The following is a 16,876-nucleotide window of genomic DNA, read 5'->3' on the forward strand; positions in this document are numbered from 1 at the left end:
TTGATGAGATTCAAGCAACGATTTGCCCTTTTAACAGTGTCTATGCTTGGCTTTTGCACTAACGCAATGGGCAACCTCACGTTTAGTGGCACCCTGGTAGAGCCGCCGCCCTGCACCATAAACAGTGGTTCCACTATTGCTGTCGACTTTGGGGATATAAGTGTCAAAAGTGTCGATGGGGTCAAGAACCGCAAAGGGCTGAATTACACCATTACTTGCACTTCCAGCACTCTGCCGTGGGGGCTGAACTTGATGTTGACGGGTACGGCAACGAGTTTTGACTCTTCAGCCGTGCAGTCCAGTGTTCCTGATCTTGGCATCAAGGTACTGCGAAATAACCTGGCATTTGTGCTCAACACTAAGCTTTCAATTAGCCTGTCAAGTCCACCGGTACTGGAGGTGGTTCCAGTCAAGAGGTCGGGCTCAACGCTGGGTGAAGGCGATTTTACGGCCACAGCAGTTCTGCTGGCATTTTACGAGTAAGGAGGGCATCCCATGCGAGCCGGGAGCATGAGTAAGCGCTGGCAACCTGCTGTGATCGTGCTGCTGCTGGGTGTGTCCTTGATGCGGTCAGATGATGGCGTGGCGGCGAGCAACTTGACGCTCAAGGGCGCATTGGTTGCGGCAGCCTGCAGGATCAAGGCGGGCGACGAGGCGTTGGCGATTGATCTGGAGGCGGTCACTAACGCAGAGCTTTATCTAAATACCCGGACGGTCGGCAAGACTTTTCAGATCCGCCTTGAAGAGTGCGACACCAGTATCAGTGACGCTGTGACGACTACCTTTAGCGGCATCGAGAACACCAAGCTGCCGGGCTTGCTGGCGCTGGACGCAAGCCCTGAGAAAGGAGTGGCGCTGGGGCTAGAAACACTTGCGGGCTCACCGTTGCCGTTAAATATCGCCAGTGGTAAGCAGGCATTGAGTAATGGCGCCAATGTCATTGCTTTTAAAGTGTTTTTGCAGGGGGAGCCGCAAGCCATTATTAATCAAACGATAGTGGCCGGACACTTTACGGCCGTTTCGACATTTACATTAGCCTACCCTTAAAAGAGTAGTGATTTTAGGGTGCTGTTTTATTAAATATCAGGCTACATGATTGCATTTAAGGTATCGACCAAAGTTAAGCCACGGATCGTTGTTAATCAAATAATAAAGCCTGAGGTATTTGCTGTAGTTCGGTTTTTGCATCGGGCTACGCCCATAAATATGCACAGCTGCAAGGGCTGTTTTATAGCGGAGGGATGTATATGAAGTATCTGATGGGTCTGCTTTTTTTACTGCTGATGCAAGCCGTCAGTGCAACGGAATGCCGATTGAATGGTGGCAACTGGGTAAATCCTGAAAGGCATGGATTTAACGCGTATGTCAATCTTGTGCCGAACCTTGCAGCTGCAAAAGTTTTTCTGGATGGTTACACGTTTGAATGCAGGCATGGATTGCAAACGACTTTTCCTTTTGATCCTTACGAGCAAGTGCTGACCGACCCCGATACGATGATGCTGTATCCGCAACCTGGTTATTTTGCTGAGGGTGGATTGAATGTGACGGGTACTTATTATCCGACACCTGTGAGGGCCGGTATTGTTCTCTCCGTGCAGCGAAATGAGCCCCTCGTGAGTGTGCTGGGGCGGCCATATCTCAATATTGTAAGAGCGCCGGGCAGATACGTTAGAATCTCGTCCGGGGCGCTTGTCGCTACTGTCAGATTAAGGGTACGCACTTATTTGAACGGCTCGACACTTCGGAACTTTGTGACCTTTGTGAATGTGTATGCGCGTCATTCACTTAATTTGAACCCGTCCACCTGCACGATTAATAATAATGCGCCTATTAATGTGGACTTCGGTTCGGTGGATCCCTTGGCGGTCGGGGCGAATCCACTGGCTACGCCAAATAATAAAAATTTCGTACTGATCTATTCATGCCCTGATGCGGGGATTTCCTCACCCATCAAAATCACATTGATGGGCAGTGCCTCTTCGTTCTTCTCAGGTGGCCTTGTGATGAGTAATCCTGATCTCGCGACTGTCATGTACCGTACCAGTACCCGTGCGCTAGTACCTCCGGGCGGCTCATTCGCAGGGACTATCACCAATAGCTCGGGAAGGGACGGTGTGACTTTTGCACTTATTCGAAAACCCGGCAGCTTGCCTGCCGCAGGGCCTTTTACGGGCAGTGCGACGCTGATAATGGGCCTACCTTGAACCTAGTGTTTTATCTCGCAAATACTGATCCTCTTTTAACGGCATCTGTTGTTGCCATACTGCGTTGCCGCTCCTGCCCATAGTTAGCTATGAGTCGTCGCTGCGCCTTGCCTGGCAATAACAGCCACTCGTCAAAAAAGGATCAGTACTTGTGAGGCAGGGCACTAGAAATGCCGTACCCCGACAGTCGGATTTAACCTGGAAACACGTTCGATTAAACGATCCGTTCATGCGCCGTGTTACCAGGATCTCACCCCCACAACTGCTGGTAATTGAACGATCGGCCGCAGTACAGGCTGAGCCAAAGCCGAGTCAATTAGCTGTGCGTCACGCTGAGCGTGACTCATGGCCCACTCCGAAACCCTTGGCCAAATCGGCCATGCTTGAACGAGTGGCCAAAGTTGGAAGGTTTCTTGCAGAGGCAGGCTCTACGGCGCGCATGGCGTCAAAAGTTTGCTAAAGGTTTGACGCAATGTCCTTGGATCGCTCTCAGTTAATCAACACCGCGCGCAGCGGTCTGGCCGGCTTGGGCCAGGGGCAGTTAGGTGTGCCGTTGTTGTTGCTGGTGATGCTGGCGATGATGATGTTGCCCGTTCCGCCGTTTTTGCTGGATGTGTTCTTCACCTTCAACATCGCGCTGTCGATTGTGGTGCTACTGGTCTGCGTCTATGCGCTGCGGCCACTGGATTTTGCTGTTTTCCCCACCATTTTGCTGGTCGCGACCCTGATGCGCCTTGCCCTGAACGTGGCTTCCACCCGGGTGGTGATGCTCCACGGTCATGAAGGCCACGCGGCCGCAGGCAAGGTGATCCAGGCCTTCGGTGAAGTGGTGATCGGCGGTAACTACGTGGTTGGTATCGTGGTCTTTGCGATTTTGATGATCATCAACTTCGTGGTGGTGACCAAAGGTGCCGGGCGTATTTCCGAGGTGAGCGCGCGTTTCACCCTCGACGCCATGCCCGGTAAACAAATGGCCATCGATGCCGATCTCAACGCCGGCCTGATCGATCAGAACCAGGCCAAGATGCGCCGTCAGGAAGTTGCCCAGGAAGCCGAGTTCTACGGCTCGATGGACGGTGCCAGCAAATTCGTACGCGGTGATGCCATCGCCGGTCTGTTGATTCTGTTTATCAACCTGATCGGCGGTATGGCCGTGGGTATCTTCCAGCACGGCATGACCTTCGGCGAAGCCGGCAAGGTCTATGCCTTGCTGACCATCGGTGACGGTTTGGTGGCGCAGCTGCCCTCTCTGCTGCTGTCCACTGCCGCCGCGATCATGGTGACCCGCGCCTCTGGCTCAGAAGACATGGGCAAGCAGATCAATCGTCAGATGTTCGCATCGCCCAAGGCGCTGGCTGTGTCGGCAGGCCTGATGGCCGTGATGGGGATGGTGCCGGGCATGCCGCACTTCTCCTTCCTCAGCCTGGCCGCAGTGGCCGGTGGCGTGGCGTACCTGATGTGGAAAAAGCAGAACGTGGTCAAGGTTCAGGCCCTGCAAGAGGTCAAGCGCCAGCAGGAACTGCTGCCATCGCCTGCCCGCGCCCAAGAGACCAAGGAGCTGGGCTGGGATGACGTGACGCCCATCGACATGATCGGCCTGGAAGTTGGATATCGGTTGATCCCGCTGGTTGACCGCAATCAGGGTGGCCAACTGTTGGCGCGGATCAAGGGCGTGCGCAAAAAGCTGTCCCAGGACCTGGGCTTTCTGATGCCCACCGTGCATATCCGCGACAACCTCGACTTGGCTCCCAGTGCTTATAGGCTGACGTTGATGGGGGTTATTCTGGCCGAGGCCGAGATCTACCCGGATCGCGAAATGGCGATCAACCCGGGGCAGGTATTCGGCACGCTTAACGGCATTACCACCAAAGACCCGGCCTTTGGTCTGGAAGCCGTGTGGATTGAGGTCAGTCAGCGCAGCCAGGCGCAATCGCTGGGCTATACCGTAGTGGACGCCAGCACCGTAGTGGCGACTCACCTTAACCAGATTCTGTACAAACACTCCCATGAGCTTATCGGTCATGAAGAAGTGCAGCAGTTGATGCAGTTGTTGGCCAAGTCTTCGCCCAAGCTGGCCGAAGAACTGGTGCCGGGCGTGCTGAGCCTGTCCCAACTGCTCAAAGTATTGCAGGCCTTGCTGGCTGAGCAGGTACCGGTGCGCGATATCCGCAGTATTGCCGAAGCCGTCGCGAATAATGCCCATAAGAGTCAAGATACTGCCGCTTTGGTTGCCGCTGTACGGGTCGGCTTGTCGCGCGCCATTGTGCAAAGCATTGTAGGAGTTGAGTCTGAGCTGCCTGTGATCACCTTGGAGCCAAGGTTGGAACAAATATTGCTCAATAGTTTGCAGAAGGCCGGACAAGGCCAGGAAGAGGGCGTTTTGCTCGAGCCAAGCATGGCAGAAAAGCTCCAGCGCTCGTTGATTGACGCGGCTCAGCGTCAGGAGATGCAAGGTAATCCAGTGATCCTGTTGGTGGCAGGCCCGGTACGCGCGATGCTTTCGCGCTTTGGCCGTCTGGCGGTGCCCAACCTGCATGTACTGGCTTACCAGGAAATCCCTGACAACAAGCAGGTCACGATCGTTGCGACAGTAGGCCCTAACGGCTGAGGGTTTGGTTTATGCAAGTGAAGCGATTTTTCGCCGCCGATATGCGTCAGGCCATGAAGCTGATCCGTGATGAGCTGGGGGCTGACGCCGCCATCATTGGCAACCGCCGGATTGCCGGGGGCGTTGAGTTGACCGCGGCCCTGGACTACAAGCTGTCCGCGCTGGCACCCCGTGTACCGAACATTGAGCTCGAAGAAGAGCTGCGCAAGACCCAGTCGCGGATTGTCTCGGCCCAGGCCGAGTTGAGTCTGCGCGGTGAGGGCGAGGCGGGCGATAACCGTCAGCTGTTTGCCGGTCTGCCGCTGACCGCCGCCGAGCCATTGATTGAACCGACGCTCGAAGAGCCACCGCGCCCTGCGCCTGCGCCGGCCGCCCCGACGATTGATCAGCGCGCGTTCGACAACATGCGTCATGAGCTCAACGGTTTGCGCGAGTTGCTCGAAGTGCAGCTGGGCTCGCTGGCCTGGAGCCAGTTGCAGGATGCCAAGCCTGCACAAGCCAATCTGTGGCGTCGCCTGCAGCGTATCGGCCTGTCCGGACCGCTGTCCCGAGATCTGCTGGCGCAAGTGGCCGGTATCGAAGAGCCGCGTCAGGCGTGGCGGATGTTGCTGGCGCACTTGGCGCGCATGATTGCCACACCTGAGCTGGAGCCGCTGGAAGAGGGCGGTGTGATCGCGATGGTCGGTCCTGCCGGGATGGGTAAGACCACCACGCTGGCCAAGCTGGCGGCGCGTTATGTGCTCAAGTACGGCGCGCAGAATATCGCGCTGGTGAGCATGGACAGCTTTCGTATTGGCGCTCAGGAGCAACTCAAGACTCTGGGCCGGATTCTTAACGTCCCGGTGACCCACGTGGCCCCCGGTCAGTCGTTGGGCCAGACCCTTGAGCCGCTGGTGCGCAAGCGTGTGGTGCTGGTGGATACTGCTGGCTTGCAAGCCAGCGATCCGGCGTTGCGCCTGCAGCTGGAAAGCCTCGCGGGGCGCGGGATCAAGGCCAGAAATTATCTGGTATTAGCCACCACCAGCCAGAAACAGGTGCTGACGGCGGCGTACCTCAGTTACAAGCGTTGCGGGCTGGCCGGTTGCATCCTGACCAAACTGGATGAAACGGCGAGCCTGGGCGAAGTGTTGAGCCTGGCGATCAGTAACGCGCTGCCGGTGGCATACCTCACCGATGGTCCACGGATTCCGGACGACCTTCACCTGCCGCGTCGTCACCAGTTGGTGAGTCGCGCAGTGAGTGTGCAAATGCAGGAAGAACCCAGCGAAGAAGCCATGGCCGATATGTTCGCTGATATCTACCACAGCCCTCCCAAGCGGGTAGGTTGAGGTAGTCAAGATTACGTTGCAATGTACCTACATCTGATGGTCTGAAGGTTTTGTTCCATTCGGGAACGGGCAGCCAACGCATGTAGCCGCGTCTAAGTAAGACAAGGTAAAAAAAGATCATGGGCAGCATGCATCCCGTACAGGTGATCGCAGTGACCGGCGGCAAGGGTGGCGTCGGTAAAACTAACGTGTCAGTCAACTTGTCCATCGCCTTGGCCGAGCTGGGCAGGCGCGTTCTGTTGATGGACGCGGACCTTGGGCTGGCGAACGTCGATGTCCTGTTGGGCTTGACCCCAAAATTTACCCTGGCCGATGTGGTCGAGGGGCGTTGCGAGCTGCGCGATGTCTTGCTCCAGGGCCCGGGCGGGATTCGTATCGTGCCCGCGGCCTCGGGCACCCAGAGCATGGTGCACTTGAGCCCGGCGCAACATGCCGGACTGATCCAGGCATTCAGTGACCTCGGCGACAATCTGGATGTGCTGGTGATCGACACCGCGGCCGGGATTGGCGAGTCGGTGGTCAGCTTTGTGCGCGCCGCCCAGGAAGTGCTGCTGGTGGTCTGCGACGAGCCGACGTCGATCACCGATGCCTATGCGCTGATCAAGTTGCTCAACCGCGATTACGGCATGAACCGCTTTCGGGTATTGGCCAACATGGCCCAGAGCCCGCAGGAAGGGCGCAATCTGTTCGCCAAGCTGACCAAGGTCACCGATCGTTTTCTGGATGTGGCCCTGCAGTACGTGGGCGCCGTCCCGTATGACGAATGCGTGCGCAAGGCCGTACAAAAACAGCGGGCCGTCTACGAAGCGTTCCCGCGCTCCAAGTGCTCCCTTGCGTTTAAAGCCATCGCACAGAAAGTTGACACCTGGCCGTTGCCCGCCAACCCCCGCGGGCATCTGGAGTTCTTTGTCGAGCGTCTGGTGCAGCAAGCAGGGGGGCGCTTTTAATGACCGCCAGCGGCTATCGCATGTACAGCAAGGCGTCGCGTGACAGCCAGTACGAGCTGATCGAGCGCTACGCCCCCTTGGTCAAGCGCATCGCCTATCACCTGTTGGCGCGCTTGCCCGCCAGCGTGCAGGTGGACGATCTGATCCAGGCCGGAATGATCGGATTGCTTGAGGTGTCGGGCAAATACGACGCGACCAAGGGCGCGAGTTTTGAGACCTATGCCGGGATTCGCATTCGTGGCGCAATGCTCGATGAAGTGCGAAAAGGCGACTGGGCCCCGCGTTCTGTCCACCGCAATACACGGATGGTCAGTGACGCAATTCGGGTAATTGAAGCAAAAACCGGTTGTGACGCTAAAGATCATGAAGTTGCAGCCGAACTCCAGTTAAGCCTTGATGATTATTACGCCATCTTGAATGACACCCTGGGCAGCCGCCTGTTCAGTTTTGACGACTTGTTGCAGGACGGTGAACACGAAGGGCTGCATGAGGATGGCGCAAGTGCTCACCCGGAGCCGTCGCGTGACCTTGAAGACGAGCGCTTCCAGGGCGCACTGGCCGATGCAATTGCCCATCTGCCCGAGCGTGAGCGACTGGTGTTGGCGCTGTATTACGACGAGGAATTGAACCTCAAGGAAATCGGCGAAGTGCTGGGGGTCAGCGAGTCCCGTGTGAGCCAGTTGCACAGCCAGTGCGCCGCACGACTGCGTGCACGCTTGAGCCAGTGGCGAGCGCACTGACGGGAACACGCGTACTTATTGTGGGAGCGGGCTTGCTCGCGATGGGATCGACACGGTGAATCAGAAAAACCGCGCCGCCAGCATCGCGAGCAAGCTCGCTCCCACAGTCGATTCTGGCGGTGTTTGAAAACGAATTGATTGAATGGCGTGTCCCCAGACCGGACGCGTTTAAGACTGCTTGGAGGTCGAATTGGACAAGAACATGAAAATCCTCATCGTTGATGATTTTTCAACGATGCGGCGGATCATCAAAAACCTGTTGCGTGACCTTGGTTTCACCAACACGGTCGAGGCGGATGACGGCATCACGGCGTTGCCGATCCTCAATCTGGGTCACATCGACTTTTTGGTGACCGACTGGAACATGCCCGGCATGACCGGTATCGAGCTGCTGCGCCACGTGCGTGCAGACGAAAAACTCAAGCACTTGCCGGTGCTGATGGTGACCGCTGAAGCCAAGCGTGAGCAGATCATCGAAGCGGCCCAGGCCGGTGTTAACGGTTATGTGGTCAAGCCGTTCACGGCTATCGCACTCAAAGACAAGATCGAGAAGATCTTTGATCGCATCGGTTGATCGGTTGCCTTGGGGGCGCTATGGAGCATAAAGAATCCACACAGGGCGATTTTGAGTCGACCCTGAAAAAACATGCTCACGAATTGGTCGAAAGCCTTGAAAGAGGTCAGTTTGGCGATGCAGTGCAGCTGATTCACGAACTTAACCAGACCCGTGATCGCGGGTTGTATCGCGAAGTCGGCAAACTGACCCGTGAACTGCACAGTGCGATTGTCAATTTTCATATTGACCCGAGCATGCCGCAAGCCGAAGAAGTGTCGCAGATCACAGACGCCACTGAACGCTTGGCTTATGTTGTGAAACTCACCGAAGCGGCAGCCAATCGCACCATGGATCTGGTGGAAAACAGCACGCCGCTGGTCAACGGCCTGGGGCAGGACGCCAAGGCCTTGAGTGCCGACTGGGGTCGCTTCATGCGCCGTGAAATCGGTGCCGAGGAGTTTCGTGAGCTGGCGCGTCGAGTTGACAGTTTTTTGACGCGTAGTGAAGAGCAAAACCAGGTCGTGTCTGCCAACCTCACTGACATTTTGCTGGCTCAGGATTATCAGGACCTGACCGGTCAGGTTATCAAGCGTGTGACGCAACTGGTCACCGACGTTGAAAGCAACTTGCTCAAGCTGGTGCTGATGGCCAGCCAGGTGGACCGCTTTGCCGGCATCGAACACGACCGTGATGCACTGCGCGCTGAAAATAATTCGCAAAAAAACCAGGCCAAGGGTGAAGGTCCGCAGATTCATGCCGATACACGTAATGACGTCGTATCCGGTCAGGATGATGTTGACGATTTGCTGTCCAGTTTAGGTTTTTAGGACTCGATAGACGTGCGGGCGCTGTTGCCTGGCGTCGCGGGCCTATATCAAGGAGCACGTACATGAGCTTCGGCGCCGATGAAGAAATCCTTCAGGATTTCCTGGTTGAAGCCGGCGAAATTCTGGAGTTGCTGTCCGAACAACTGGTCGAGCTGGAAAGCCGACCGGATGATGCGGATCTGCTCAATGCAATTTTTCGCGGTTTTCATACTGTAAAAGGGGGCGCCGGCTTCCTGCAGCTCCATGAGTTGGTGGAGTGCTGTCACATCGCCGAAAACGTCTTCGACATCCTGCGCAAGGGTGAACGCGGCGTCGATGCGGAGCTGATGGACGTGGTGCTTGAAGCCCTGGATGCGGTCAACGGCATGTTCAGCGAAGTGCGCGAGCGTAGCCCGATCACCGCAGCGACTCCCGAATTGCTGGCGGCGCTGGCACGTCTTGCCGAGCCTGCAGCCGCGCAAGCAGTTGGCGCACCTGAGCCTGCGCCGGTGTCTGCGGTTGCAGCCCCGGTGACCGATATCACCGACAGCGAGTTTGAGCAGCTGCTGGAGTCCCTCGATGCGGTCAAGGCCGCTGCGGTCGAGCCTGACCCGGAACCGGTGGTGGCAGACATCTCGGCCAGTGACGAAATCAGCGACGCCGAGTTCGAGTTGCTACTTGATCAGTTGCACGGCAAGGGCCAGTTTTCTGCGGCAACCGCAGTGGTTGCCCCGGTGCCTGACGAAGTGCCTGCAGCTGCAGCCGAAGTCAGCAATGAAATCACCGACGACGAATTCGAGGCCTTGCTGGATCAGTTGCATGGCAAGGGGTCGTTCAACACCGAAGCGCTGGGCGCTGCGGTCGCCGAGACCGTAGCCACTGCCCAGGAGCCGGCTGGCGACCCGAACCTGATCAGCGATCACGAATTCGAAGCCCTGCTCGATGAGATGCACGGCAAAGGCAAGTTCAGCCCCGACTCGGCAGCGGTAGTCGCTGCGGCTGTACCCGCCAAGCCGGTTGCAGCGGCGCGTCCGGCACCGGCACGGGCGGCAGCTGCACCTTCGGAAAAACCGGTTGCTTCTGAGGCGGAAACCACCGTACGGGTCGATACCGCACGCCTTGACGACATCATGAACATGGTCGGCGAGCTGGTGCTGGTGCGTAACCGTCTGGTGCGCCTGGGCCTGAACAGTCATGACGAAGATATGGCCAAGGCCCTGTCCAATCTCGACGTGGTCACCGCCGACCTGCAAACCGCCGTGATGAAGACCCGCATGCAACCGATCAAAAAAGTATTCGGGCGCTTCCCGCGTCTGGTGCGGGATCTGGCGCGTCAGCTGAAAAAAGAAATCAGCCTGGAACTGGTGGGCGAAGAAACCGATCTGGACAAAAACCTCGTCGAGGCCCTGGCCGATCCGCTGGTCCACTTGGTGCGCAACGCAGTCGACCACGGTTGCGAAACACCGGAAGAACGTGCGGCTGCGGGCAAGCCAAGCTGCGGCCGGGTCATTCTGTCGGCCGAGCAGGAAGGCGACCATATCCTGCTGTCGATCTCCGATGACGGCAAAGGCATGGATGCCAACTTCCTGCGCTCCCTGGCGGTGAAAAAAGGCCTGATGGACAAGGATGCAGCCGATCGCCTGAGCGAAAGCGACTGCTACAACCTGATTTTTGCGCCGGGTTTTTCGACCAAGACCGAGATCAGCGATGTGTCCGGACGTGGCGTGGGCATGGACGTGGTGAAAACCAAGATCGCCCAGCTCAATGGCTCGCTGAGCATCGAGTCGGTCCTGGGGCGTGGCTCTAAAATCGTCATCAAGGTACCCCTGACCCTGGCCATCATGCCGACCCTGATGGTGATGCTGGGCAACCAGGCGTTTGCCTTCCCGCTGGTCAACGTCAACGAAATTTTCCATCTCGACCTGTCGCGCACCAACGTGGTTGACGGTCAGGAAGTGGTGATCGTGCGCGACAAGGCGTTGCCCCTGTTCTATCTCAAGCGCTGGCTGGTGGCGTCTGCCGCCCATGAAGAGCAGCGCGAAGGGCATGTGGTGATTCTGTCGGTCGGGACCCAGCGCATCGGTTTTGTGGTCGATCAGTTGGTCGGCCAGGAAGAAGTGGTGATCAAACCGTTGGGGAAAATGCTCCAGGGTACGCCAGGCATGTCGGGCGCCACCATTACCGGTGATGGCCGTATTGCCTTGATTCTGGATGTTCCGAGCATGCTCAAGCATTACGCATCACGGCGTATTTGATTCTGGTGAGCCGGGGCTTTTACGCCCCGCACCGCCTAACGGAGTGTTTATGGTAGTCAAGGTCCTGGTGGTGGATGATTCCGGTTTTTTCCGCCGCCGCGTCTCGGAAATTCTGTCGGCTGACCCGACGATTCAAGTGATCGGCACCGCCACCAATGGCAAGGAAGCGATTGATCAGGCGCTGGCGCTAAAGCCGGACGTGATCACCATGGATTACGAGATGCCGTTGATGGATGGCATCACGGCTGTGCGCCATATCATGCAACGCTGCCCGACCCCGGTTTTGATGTTTTCCTCGCTGACCCATGAGGGCGCCCGCGTTACTCTCGATGCGCTGGATGCCGGGGCAGTGGATTTTTTACCGAAAAACTTTGAAGACATCTCGCGCAACCCCGAGAAGGTCAAGCAAATGCTGTGCGAAAAGGTTCACAGCATCTCGCGCAGCAACCGTCGACTGTCCAGCTACAGTGCGCCAGCACCAGTGGTTTCAGCTCCTGCCCCGGTGCCTCGGCCTGCGCCCGGCGGTTTTGTGTCATCCGCTCCGACGGCTTCGATAGCTCCAGTGCGCACCACGCCGATTGCCAGCCGTGGCGCGCCTGCGCCGTCATCCACGTCCGGGGCTCCCAAGCGCAAAGCTTACAAGCTGGTAGCCATCGGTACTTCGACTGGCGGGCCGGTGGCCTTGCAGCGGGTACTGACCCAGTTGCCGGGCAATTTTCCGGCGCCGATCGTGCTGGTGCAGCACATGCCGGCGGCGTTTACCAAGGCGTTTGCCGAGCGTCTGGACAAGCTATGCCGTATCAGCGTCAAGGAAGCCGAAGACGGCGATATCCTGCGTCCCGGCCTGGCCCTGTTGGCACCGGGCGGCAAGCAGATGATGATTGATGGTCGTGGCGCGGTACGCATCCTGCCGGGCGACGAGCGCTTGAACTACAAACCGTGTGTGGACATCACCTTCGGCTCTGCCGCCAAGTCCTTTGGTGACAAAGTTTTGGCGGTGGTCCTGACCGGCATGGGCGCGGATGGCCGTGAAGGTGCCCGGATGCTCAAGCAGGGCGGCAGTCAGGTCTGGGCACAGGACGAAGCCAGTTGCGTGATTTATGGCATGCCGATGGCCATCGTCAAAGCCAACCTGGCCGATGCGGTGTACAGCCTTGATGACATTGGCAAACACCTGGTGGAGGCCTGCCACTGATGGATGTGCTCAGCCTGATTGGCATCATCATGGCGTTTGTCGCGATTATCGGCGGCAACTACCTGGAGGGCGGTCATTTGGGCGCCCTGGCCAATGGTCCGGCAGCCCTGATCGTGCTGGGCGGGACGGTGGGCGCGGCGCTGTTGCAGTCGCCCATGAGTGCGTTCAAGCGGGCGATGCAGACCGTGGTCTGGATCCTGTTCCCGCCGCGTATCGACATGGCGGGCGGTATTGACCGTGTCGTCAACTGGAGCCTGACGGCGCGCAAGGAAGGCTTGCTGGGCCTGGAAGGCGTGGCCGACACCGAGCCCGACAATTATTCGCGCAAAGGCCTGCAATTGCTGGTCGACGGTGTGGAGCCAGAAACGATTCGCAGCGTGCTGGAAGTCGATTACATGACCCAGGAAAGCCGCGATATCGAGGCCGCGAAAGTATTTGAAAGCATGGGCGGTTATGCGCCGACCATCGGCATTATCGGCGCGGTCATGGGCCTGATCCATGTCATGGGCAATCTGGCCGATCCGGGGCAACTGGGCAGCGGTATTGCGGTGGCGTTCGTAGCGACCATTTACGGGGTGGCCAGTGCCAACCTGGTGTTGCTGCCCATCGCCAGCAAGCTCAAGGCCATAGCCATGCGCCAGTCGTTGTACCGCGAGATGCTGCTCGAAGGCATCCTGTCGATTGCCGAAGGTGAGAATCCACGGTCTATCGAACTCAAGCTTCAAGGCTTTTCGGGTTAACTATGAGCCGGCGCCGTCGCCCTGCGGATGAACACGTCAATCACGAACGTTGGCTGGTGTCCTACGCGGATTTCATCACCTTGCTGTTTGCTTTTTTCGTGGTCATGTACTCGATTTCTTCGATCAACGAAGGCAAGTATCGGGTCATCTCCCAGGCGCTGGTCGGGGTGTTCAGTGACACCGAGCGCAGCATCAAGCCGGTACCCATAGGTGAAGAGCGCCCGCTGACGATTCCGCCTGCCGAACCGTTGATCAAAGACAGTGAACATACCGACGCCGGCCTTGGGCAAGTACCCGATGACCCGCTCAAGACCATTGCCAATGACATCACCCATGCGTTTGGCGACTTGATCGCGACCAAACAATTGACTGTGCGTGGCAATGAGTTGTGGGTCGAGATCGAACTCAATTCGAGCCTGCTGTTCGGCAGTGGCGACGCGATGCCCAGCAATGCAGCGTTCAACATTATCGACAAGGTGGCGGCGATCCTGAAACCGTTCGAAAACCCGATTCACGTCGAGGGTTTTACCGACGATCTGCCGATCCGCACTGCGCAATACCCTACCAACTGGGAGCTGTCGTCGGCGCGTTCGGCGAGCATCGTGCGGATGCTGGCGATGCAGGGCGTGAACCCCGGGCGTATGGCGTCGGTGGGGTATGGCGAGTTCCAGCCGGTGGCCAATAACGCTACGCCAGAAGGGCGCGCGCTCAATCGCCGGGTGGTGCTGGTGGTGTCGCGCAACCTGGAAGTGCGTCGCAGCCTGACCGGTACGGGGACCGCCAACGCCACACCGGATGCGGCCCTCAAGCGTGCTGGCACACAAACTGCACCGCCACAGACACAGCCACTGGTTCGTGGGGATGCCGTCAATTCCCCGTCACCCACCCTATAGTCTCGGCCGGCACGCATGCAGCCGGGAGGAACAACTGAATGAGAGTCTGGGCAGTAGCCAATCAAAAAGGTGGGGTCGGCAAGACCACCACATCCATCGCTCTGGCCGGTTTGCTGGCAGAGGCGGGCAAGCGCGTGGTGATAGTCGATCTTGACCCGCACGGCTCCATGACCAGTTACTTCGGGTATGACCCCGACGGTCTGGAACACAGCGTCTACGACCTGTTTCTGCATCAGGGCCAGGTACCGGAAGGTCTGGCTGCACAGTTGCTGTTGCCCACCAGCCACGAAAAGATTGCCTTGCTGCCGGCAACCACCGCGCTGGCGACCCTGGAGCGTCAGGCGCCGGGGCAAAGTGGCCTGGGCCTGGTGATTGCACGCAGCCTGGCGCAACTGTGGCAGGACTACGACTACGCAATCATCGACAGCCCGCCGATCCTGGGCGTACTGATGGTCAACGCATTGGCGGCCAGCCAGCAATTGATCATTCCGGTGCAAACCGAGCATCTGGCGCTCAAGGGCCTGGAGCGCATGGTTCACACCCTGCGCATGATCAATCGCTCGCGAGCGCAAGCGTTGCCGTTCTGCATCGTGCCGACCTTGTTTGACCGCCGTACCCAAGCCTCGATGAGCACCTTGCGGGTCTTGCGCGATGTGTATCCCGACACCTTGTGGCAGGGCTTTGTCCCGGTCGACACCCGCTTGCGCGATGCCAGCCGGGCAGGGCAGACGCCTTCGCAGTTTGATGACAAAACCCGGGGGGTCATCGCCTATCGTGCGTTGCTCAAACATGTACTGACCCGCCAGCTTGCACCTCAGGTCGCTTGAGGTGGACGGTTATTCAAGTATCGGTCGCGTGTGGCCGATAACGTCTACAAGTCTCTGTCGCGAGGCTGTTGAGTGGGGCACTTTATGACGCAGCCGATAGCACTTTCCAATCGATCGCAAGTGGCGTTGCAGTCGTATCTCGACGACCTGCTGTTTGATGCAACGCAGGCGCTGGAGTCGGTTGAGCCCGTTGCGCTGGAGCAGGAACAGGCCGTTGAGGCGCCTGTTGAAGCGCCGGTGGCGATGCCGGTGGAGCTCTCGCAAGTGGGCGTGCCCGCTGAGGCGCTGGCCCATCCGCTGGTCGAGGTTCATCGGCCAAGTGCGCCCGGTGCGCATTTACCGATACCCGATGATGGCCGCCCCGCGTGGGCCGCAGAACCCTTCGAGTGCCTGTTGTTCGACGTGGCCGGGTTGACCCTGGCAGTGCCATTGGTGTGCTTGGGCTCAATCTATTCGCTGGCCGGGCGTGAACTGACTCCGCTGTTTGGTCAGCCGGACTGGTTTCTGGGGATACTCCCGAGCCAGAGCGGCAAGCTCAACGTGCTGGACACCGCGCGCTGGGTGATGCCCGAGCGCTATCGCGATGATTTTCGCGAAGGCCTGCAATACGTTATTTCCGTACAGGGCTACGAGTGGGGGTTGGCGGTGCATCAAGTCAGCCGCTCATTGCGCCTGCACCCGAACGAAATTAAATGGCGGTCCCAGCGTGGGCAGCGGCCGTGGCTGGCAGGCACAGTGATTGAGCACATGTGCGCATTGCTGGACGTGGCGCAGCTGGCCGAGTTGATCGCCAAGGGCAAAGCATAAGAACACGTGTGGTTGATGCTCATCTGCAAGGGTGAGCCGCCAGTTATCAGCATTCAGCGGTATTTCAGTCAGGGGTTTGGGGTATGAAACAGTCAGCGGCACAGGGTTTGGAAGATCCGATCCTGCAATGGGTTACCTTCAAGCTCGATAACGAGACCTACGGCATCAATGTGATGCAAGTGCAGGAGGTGCTGCGTTACACCGAAATCGCCCCGGTCCCCGGCGCACCTTCCTACGTATTGGGCATTATCAACCTGCGCGGCAACGTGGTGACGGTCATCGACACGCGTCAGCGTTTTGGCTTGTACAACGCAGAAATCACCGACAATTCGCGCATCGTGATTATCGAAGCGGACAAGCAAGTGGTCGGGATTCTGGTCGACAGCGTGGCGGAAGTGGTTTACCTGCGTCAGTCTGAAATCGAAACGGCGCCCAATGTGGGCAACGACGAGTCGGCCAAGTTTATCCAGGGCGTATGCAACAAGAATGGCGAACTGCTGATTCTGGTTGAGCTGGACAAAATGATGACCGAAGAAGAATGGTCGGATCTGGAGAACATCTGATTGATCCTTGAGGTGGCGGTAATCGTCCTGGGCCTGTTGTGGGCTGTGACCCTGTGGCTGTTCGTAAGCCATGTTCGCCGCCAGCGCGTGCTGGCGGCGCAGCAGGTCGCGGGCGATGAACAGCGTGACCGGCGCCTCAGGGAGCTGGCGCGGCGACTGGACACCTATCAGAACGGCAATGTGCAGATGGGGGAAGACCTGCACGAACTGCGGGCGGTGGTAGCGCCGCTGCCCGAGAAGCTGACCCAGCTCGAACAGCGCGACCCTACCAGCCTGTCGTTCAACCAGGCAGCACGCCTGGTCAGCATGGGCGCCAGCGTTGACGAATTGACCCAGTCTTGCGGGTTGACTCAGGCCGAGGCCGAGTTGATGAGCAAGATGCACAAGGGCTGAGGCTAATCCTGTGG

Annotated in this window: 17 protein-coding genes; all 17 read left to right on the forward strand. The window is 58.2% G+C overall.

Annotated features, from left to right (window positions below; genetic code table 11):
* Positions 1 to 3 precede the first annotated feature (3 nt).
* The 17 genes from TU76_RS09735 to TU76_RS09815 all read left to right on the forward strand — a co-directional run bounded on the left by TU76_RS09735 (position 4) and on the right by TU76_RS09815 (position 16,862).
* Entirely contained in the window at positions 4 to 483 is a 480-nt protein-coding gene (locus TU76_RS09735) for a fimbrial protein (RefSeq protein ID WP_048351558.1), read from the forward strand.
* A gap of 27 nt (positions 484 to 510) precedes the next feature.
* On the forward strand, positions 511 to 1,047 hold the full coding sequence (locus TU76_RS09740; protein ID WP_231984111.1) for a fimbrial protein: 537 nt from the start codon (positions 511 to 513) through the stop codon (positions 1,045 to 1,047).
* A 200-nt stretch (positions 1,048 to 1,247) separates the two neighbouring features.
* The gene (locus tag TU76_RS09745; protein WP_048654686.1) at positions 1,248 to 2,204 is read left to right on the forward strand and encodes a fimbrial protein; all 957 of its coding nucleotides are present in this window, start codon (positions 1,248 to 1,250) and stop codon (positions 2,202 to 2,204) included.
* 478 nt (positions 2,205 to 2,682) lie between these two features.
* Positions 2,683 to 4,812, forward strand: coding sequence for a flagellar biosynthesis protein FlhA (flhA, locus tag TU76_RS09750; RefSeq protein ID WP_019828839.1), 2,130 nt, complete (start codon positions 2,683 to 2,685; stop codon positions 4,810 to 4,812).
* Between the two features lie 11 nt (positions 4,813 to 4,823).
* Entirely contained in the window at positions 4,824 to 6,140 is a 1,317-nt protein-coding gene (gene flhF / locus TU76_RS09755) for a flagellar biosynthesis GTPase FlhF (RefSeq protein WP_019828840.1), read from the forward strand.
* 119 nt (positions 6,141 to 6,259) lie between these two features.
* Positions 6,260 to 7,087 carry a flagellar synthesis regulator FleN gene (fleN, locus tag TU76_RS09760; protein WP_016781547.1) on the forward strand — a complete coding sequence of 276 codons (828 nt, stop codon included), beginning with the start codon at positions 6,260 to 6,262 and terminating at the stop codon, positions 7,085 to 7,087.
* Entirely contained in the window at positions 7,087 to 7,827 is a 741-nt protein-coding gene (gene fliA / locus TU76_RS09765; RefSeq protein WP_019828842.1) for an RNA polymerase sigma factor FliA, read from the forward strand. Before fleN ends, fliA begins: the two co-directional genes overlap by 1 nt.
* Positions 7,828 to 8,029: 202 nt before the next feature.
* A complete protein-coding gene (locus tag TU76_RS09770) occupies positions 8,030 to 8,401 on the forward strand; it encodes a chemotaxis response regulator CheY (protein WP_019828845.1) in 372 nt (123 codons plus the stop codon).
* A gap of 20 nt (positions 8,402 to 8,421) precedes the next feature.
* A complete protein-coding gene (locus TU76_RS09775) occupies positions 8,422 to 9,210 on the forward strand; it encodes a protein phosphatase CheZ (RefSeq protein ID WP_019828846.1) in 789 nt (262 codons plus the stop codon).
* 62 nt (positions 9,211 to 9,272) lie between these two features.
* Positions 9,273 to 11,444, forward strand: coding sequence for a chemotaxis protein CheA (locus tag TU76_RS09780; protein WP_048351560.1), 2,172 nt, complete (start codon positions 9,273 to 9,275; stop codon positions 11,442 to 11,444).
* 49 nt (positions 11,445 to 11,493) lie between these two features.
* A complete protein-coding gene (locus tag TU76_RS09785; protein WP_019828848.1) occupies positions 11,494 to 12,639 on the forward strand; it encodes a protein-glutamate methylesterase/protein-glutamine glutaminase in 1,146 nt (381 codons plus the stop codon).
* A complete protein-coding gene (locus tag TU76_RS09790) occupies positions 12,639 to 13,379 on the forward strand; it encodes a flagellar motor protein (RefSeq protein ID WP_019828849.1) in 741 nt (246 codons plus the stop codon). The genes TU76_RS09785 and TU76_RS09790 overlap by 1 nt, the downstream gene beginning before the upstream one ends.
* Before the next feature lie 2 nt (positions 13,380 to 13,381).
* The gene (gene motD, locus TU76_RS09795; protein WP_019828850.1) at positions 13,382 to 14,272 is read left to right on the forward strand and encodes a flagellar motor protein MotD; all 891 of its coding nucleotides are present in this window, start codon (positions 13,382 to 13,384) and stop codon (positions 14,270 to 14,272) included.
* A 38-nt stretch (positions 14,273 to 14,310) separates the two neighbouring features.
* Positions 14,311 to 15,099, forward strand: coding sequence for a ParA family protein (locus TU76_RS09800; RefSeq protein WP_019828851.1), 789 nt, complete (start codon positions 14,311 to 14,313; stop codon positions 15,097 to 15,099).
* Between the two features lie 84 nt (positions 15,100 to 15,183).
* Positions 15,184 to 15,906: a CheW domain-containing protein gene (locus TU76_RS09805; RefSeq protein ID WP_019828853.1), complete on the forward strand. Its 723-nt coding sequence runs from the start codon at positions 15,184 to 15,186 to the stop codon at positions 15,904 to 15,906.
* Between the two features lie 83 nt (positions 15,907 to 15,989).
* A complete protein-coding gene (locus TU76_RS09810) occupies positions 15,990 to 16,469 on the forward strand; it encodes a chemotaxis protein CheW (RefSeq protein ID WP_019828855.1) in 480 nt (159 codons plus the stop codon).
* A complete protein-coding gene (locus TU76_RS09815; RefSeq protein ID WP_019828857.1) occupies positions 16,470 to 16,862 on the forward strand; it encodes a DUF2802 domain-containing protein in 393 nt (130 codons plus the stop codon).
* Positions 16,863 to 16,876: the final 14 nt, after the last annotated feature.

This window comes from Pseudomonas psychrophila, assembly GCF_001043005.1.
GTDB classification, from domain to species: Bacteria; Pseudomonadota; Gammaproteobacteria; order Pseudomonadales; family Pseudomonadaceae; genus Aquipseudomonas; species Aquipseudomonas psychrophila.

What these genes read in the sequence shown, in the direction of transcription:
- TU76_RS09735 (WP_048351558.1), top strand. Translation starts at nt 4, where the DNA reads ATGAGATTCAAGCAACGATTTGCCCTTTTAACAGTGTCTATGCTTGGC.
- TU76_RS09740 (WP_231984111.1), top strand. Translation starts at nt 511, where the DNA reads ATGAGTAAGCGCTGGCAACCTGCTGTGATCGTGCTGCTGCTGGGTGTG.
- TU76_RS09745 (WP_048654686.1), top strand. Translation starts at nt 1,248, where the DNA reads ATGAAGTATCTGATGGGTCTGCTTTTTTTACTGCTGATGCAAGCCGTC.
- flhF (WP_019828840.1), top strand. Translation starts at nt 4,824, where the DNA reads ATGCAAGTGAAGCGATTTTTCGCCGCCGATATGCGTCAGGCCATGAAG.
- fleN (WP_016781547.1), top strand. Translation starts at nt 6,260, where the DNA reads ATGGGCAGCATGCATCCCGTACAGGTGATCGCAGTGACCGGCGGCAAG.
- fliA (WP_019828842.1), top strand. Translation starts at nt 7,087, where the DNA reads ATGACCGCCAGCGGCTATCGCATGTACAGCAAGGCGTCGCGTGACAGC.
- TU76_RS09770 (WP_019828845.1), top strand. Translation starts at nt 8,030, where the DNA reads ATGAAAATCCTCATCGTTGATGATTTTTCAACGATGCGGCGGATCATC.
- TU76_RS09775 (WP_019828846.1), top strand. Translation starts at nt 8,422, where the DNA reads ATGGAGCATAAAGAATCCACACAGGGCGATTTTGAGTCGACCCTGAAA.
- TU76_RS09780 (WP_048351560.1), top strand. Translation starts at nt 9,273, where the DNA reads ATGAGCTTCGGCGCCGATGAAGAAATCCTTCAGGATTTCCTGGTTGAA.
- TU76_RS09785 (WP_019828848.1), top strand. Translation starts at nt 11,494, where the DNA reads ATGGTAGTCAAGGTCCTGGTGGTGGATGATTCCGGTTTTTTCCGCCGC.
- TU76_RS09790 (WP_019828849.1), top strand. Translation starts at nt 12,639, where the DNA reads ATGGATGTGCTCAGCCTGATTGGCATCATCATGGCGTTTGTCGCGATT.
- motD (WP_019828850.1), top strand. Translation starts at nt 13,382, where the DNA reads ATGAGCCGGCGCCGTCGCCCTGCGGATGAACACGTCAATCACGAACGT.
- TU76_RS09800 (WP_019828851.1), top strand. Translation starts at nt 14,311, where the DNA reads ATGAGAGTCTGGGCAGTAGCCAATCAAAAAGGTGGGGTCGGCAAGACC.
- TU76_RS09805 (WP_019828853.1), top strand. Translation starts at nt 15,184, where the DNA reads ATGACGCAGCCGATAGCACTTTCCAATCGATCGCAAGTGGCGTTGCAG.
- TU76_RS09810 (WP_019828855.1), top strand. Translation starts at nt 15,990, where the DNA reads ATGAAACAGTCAGCGGCACAGGGTTTGGAAGATCCGATCCTGCAATGG.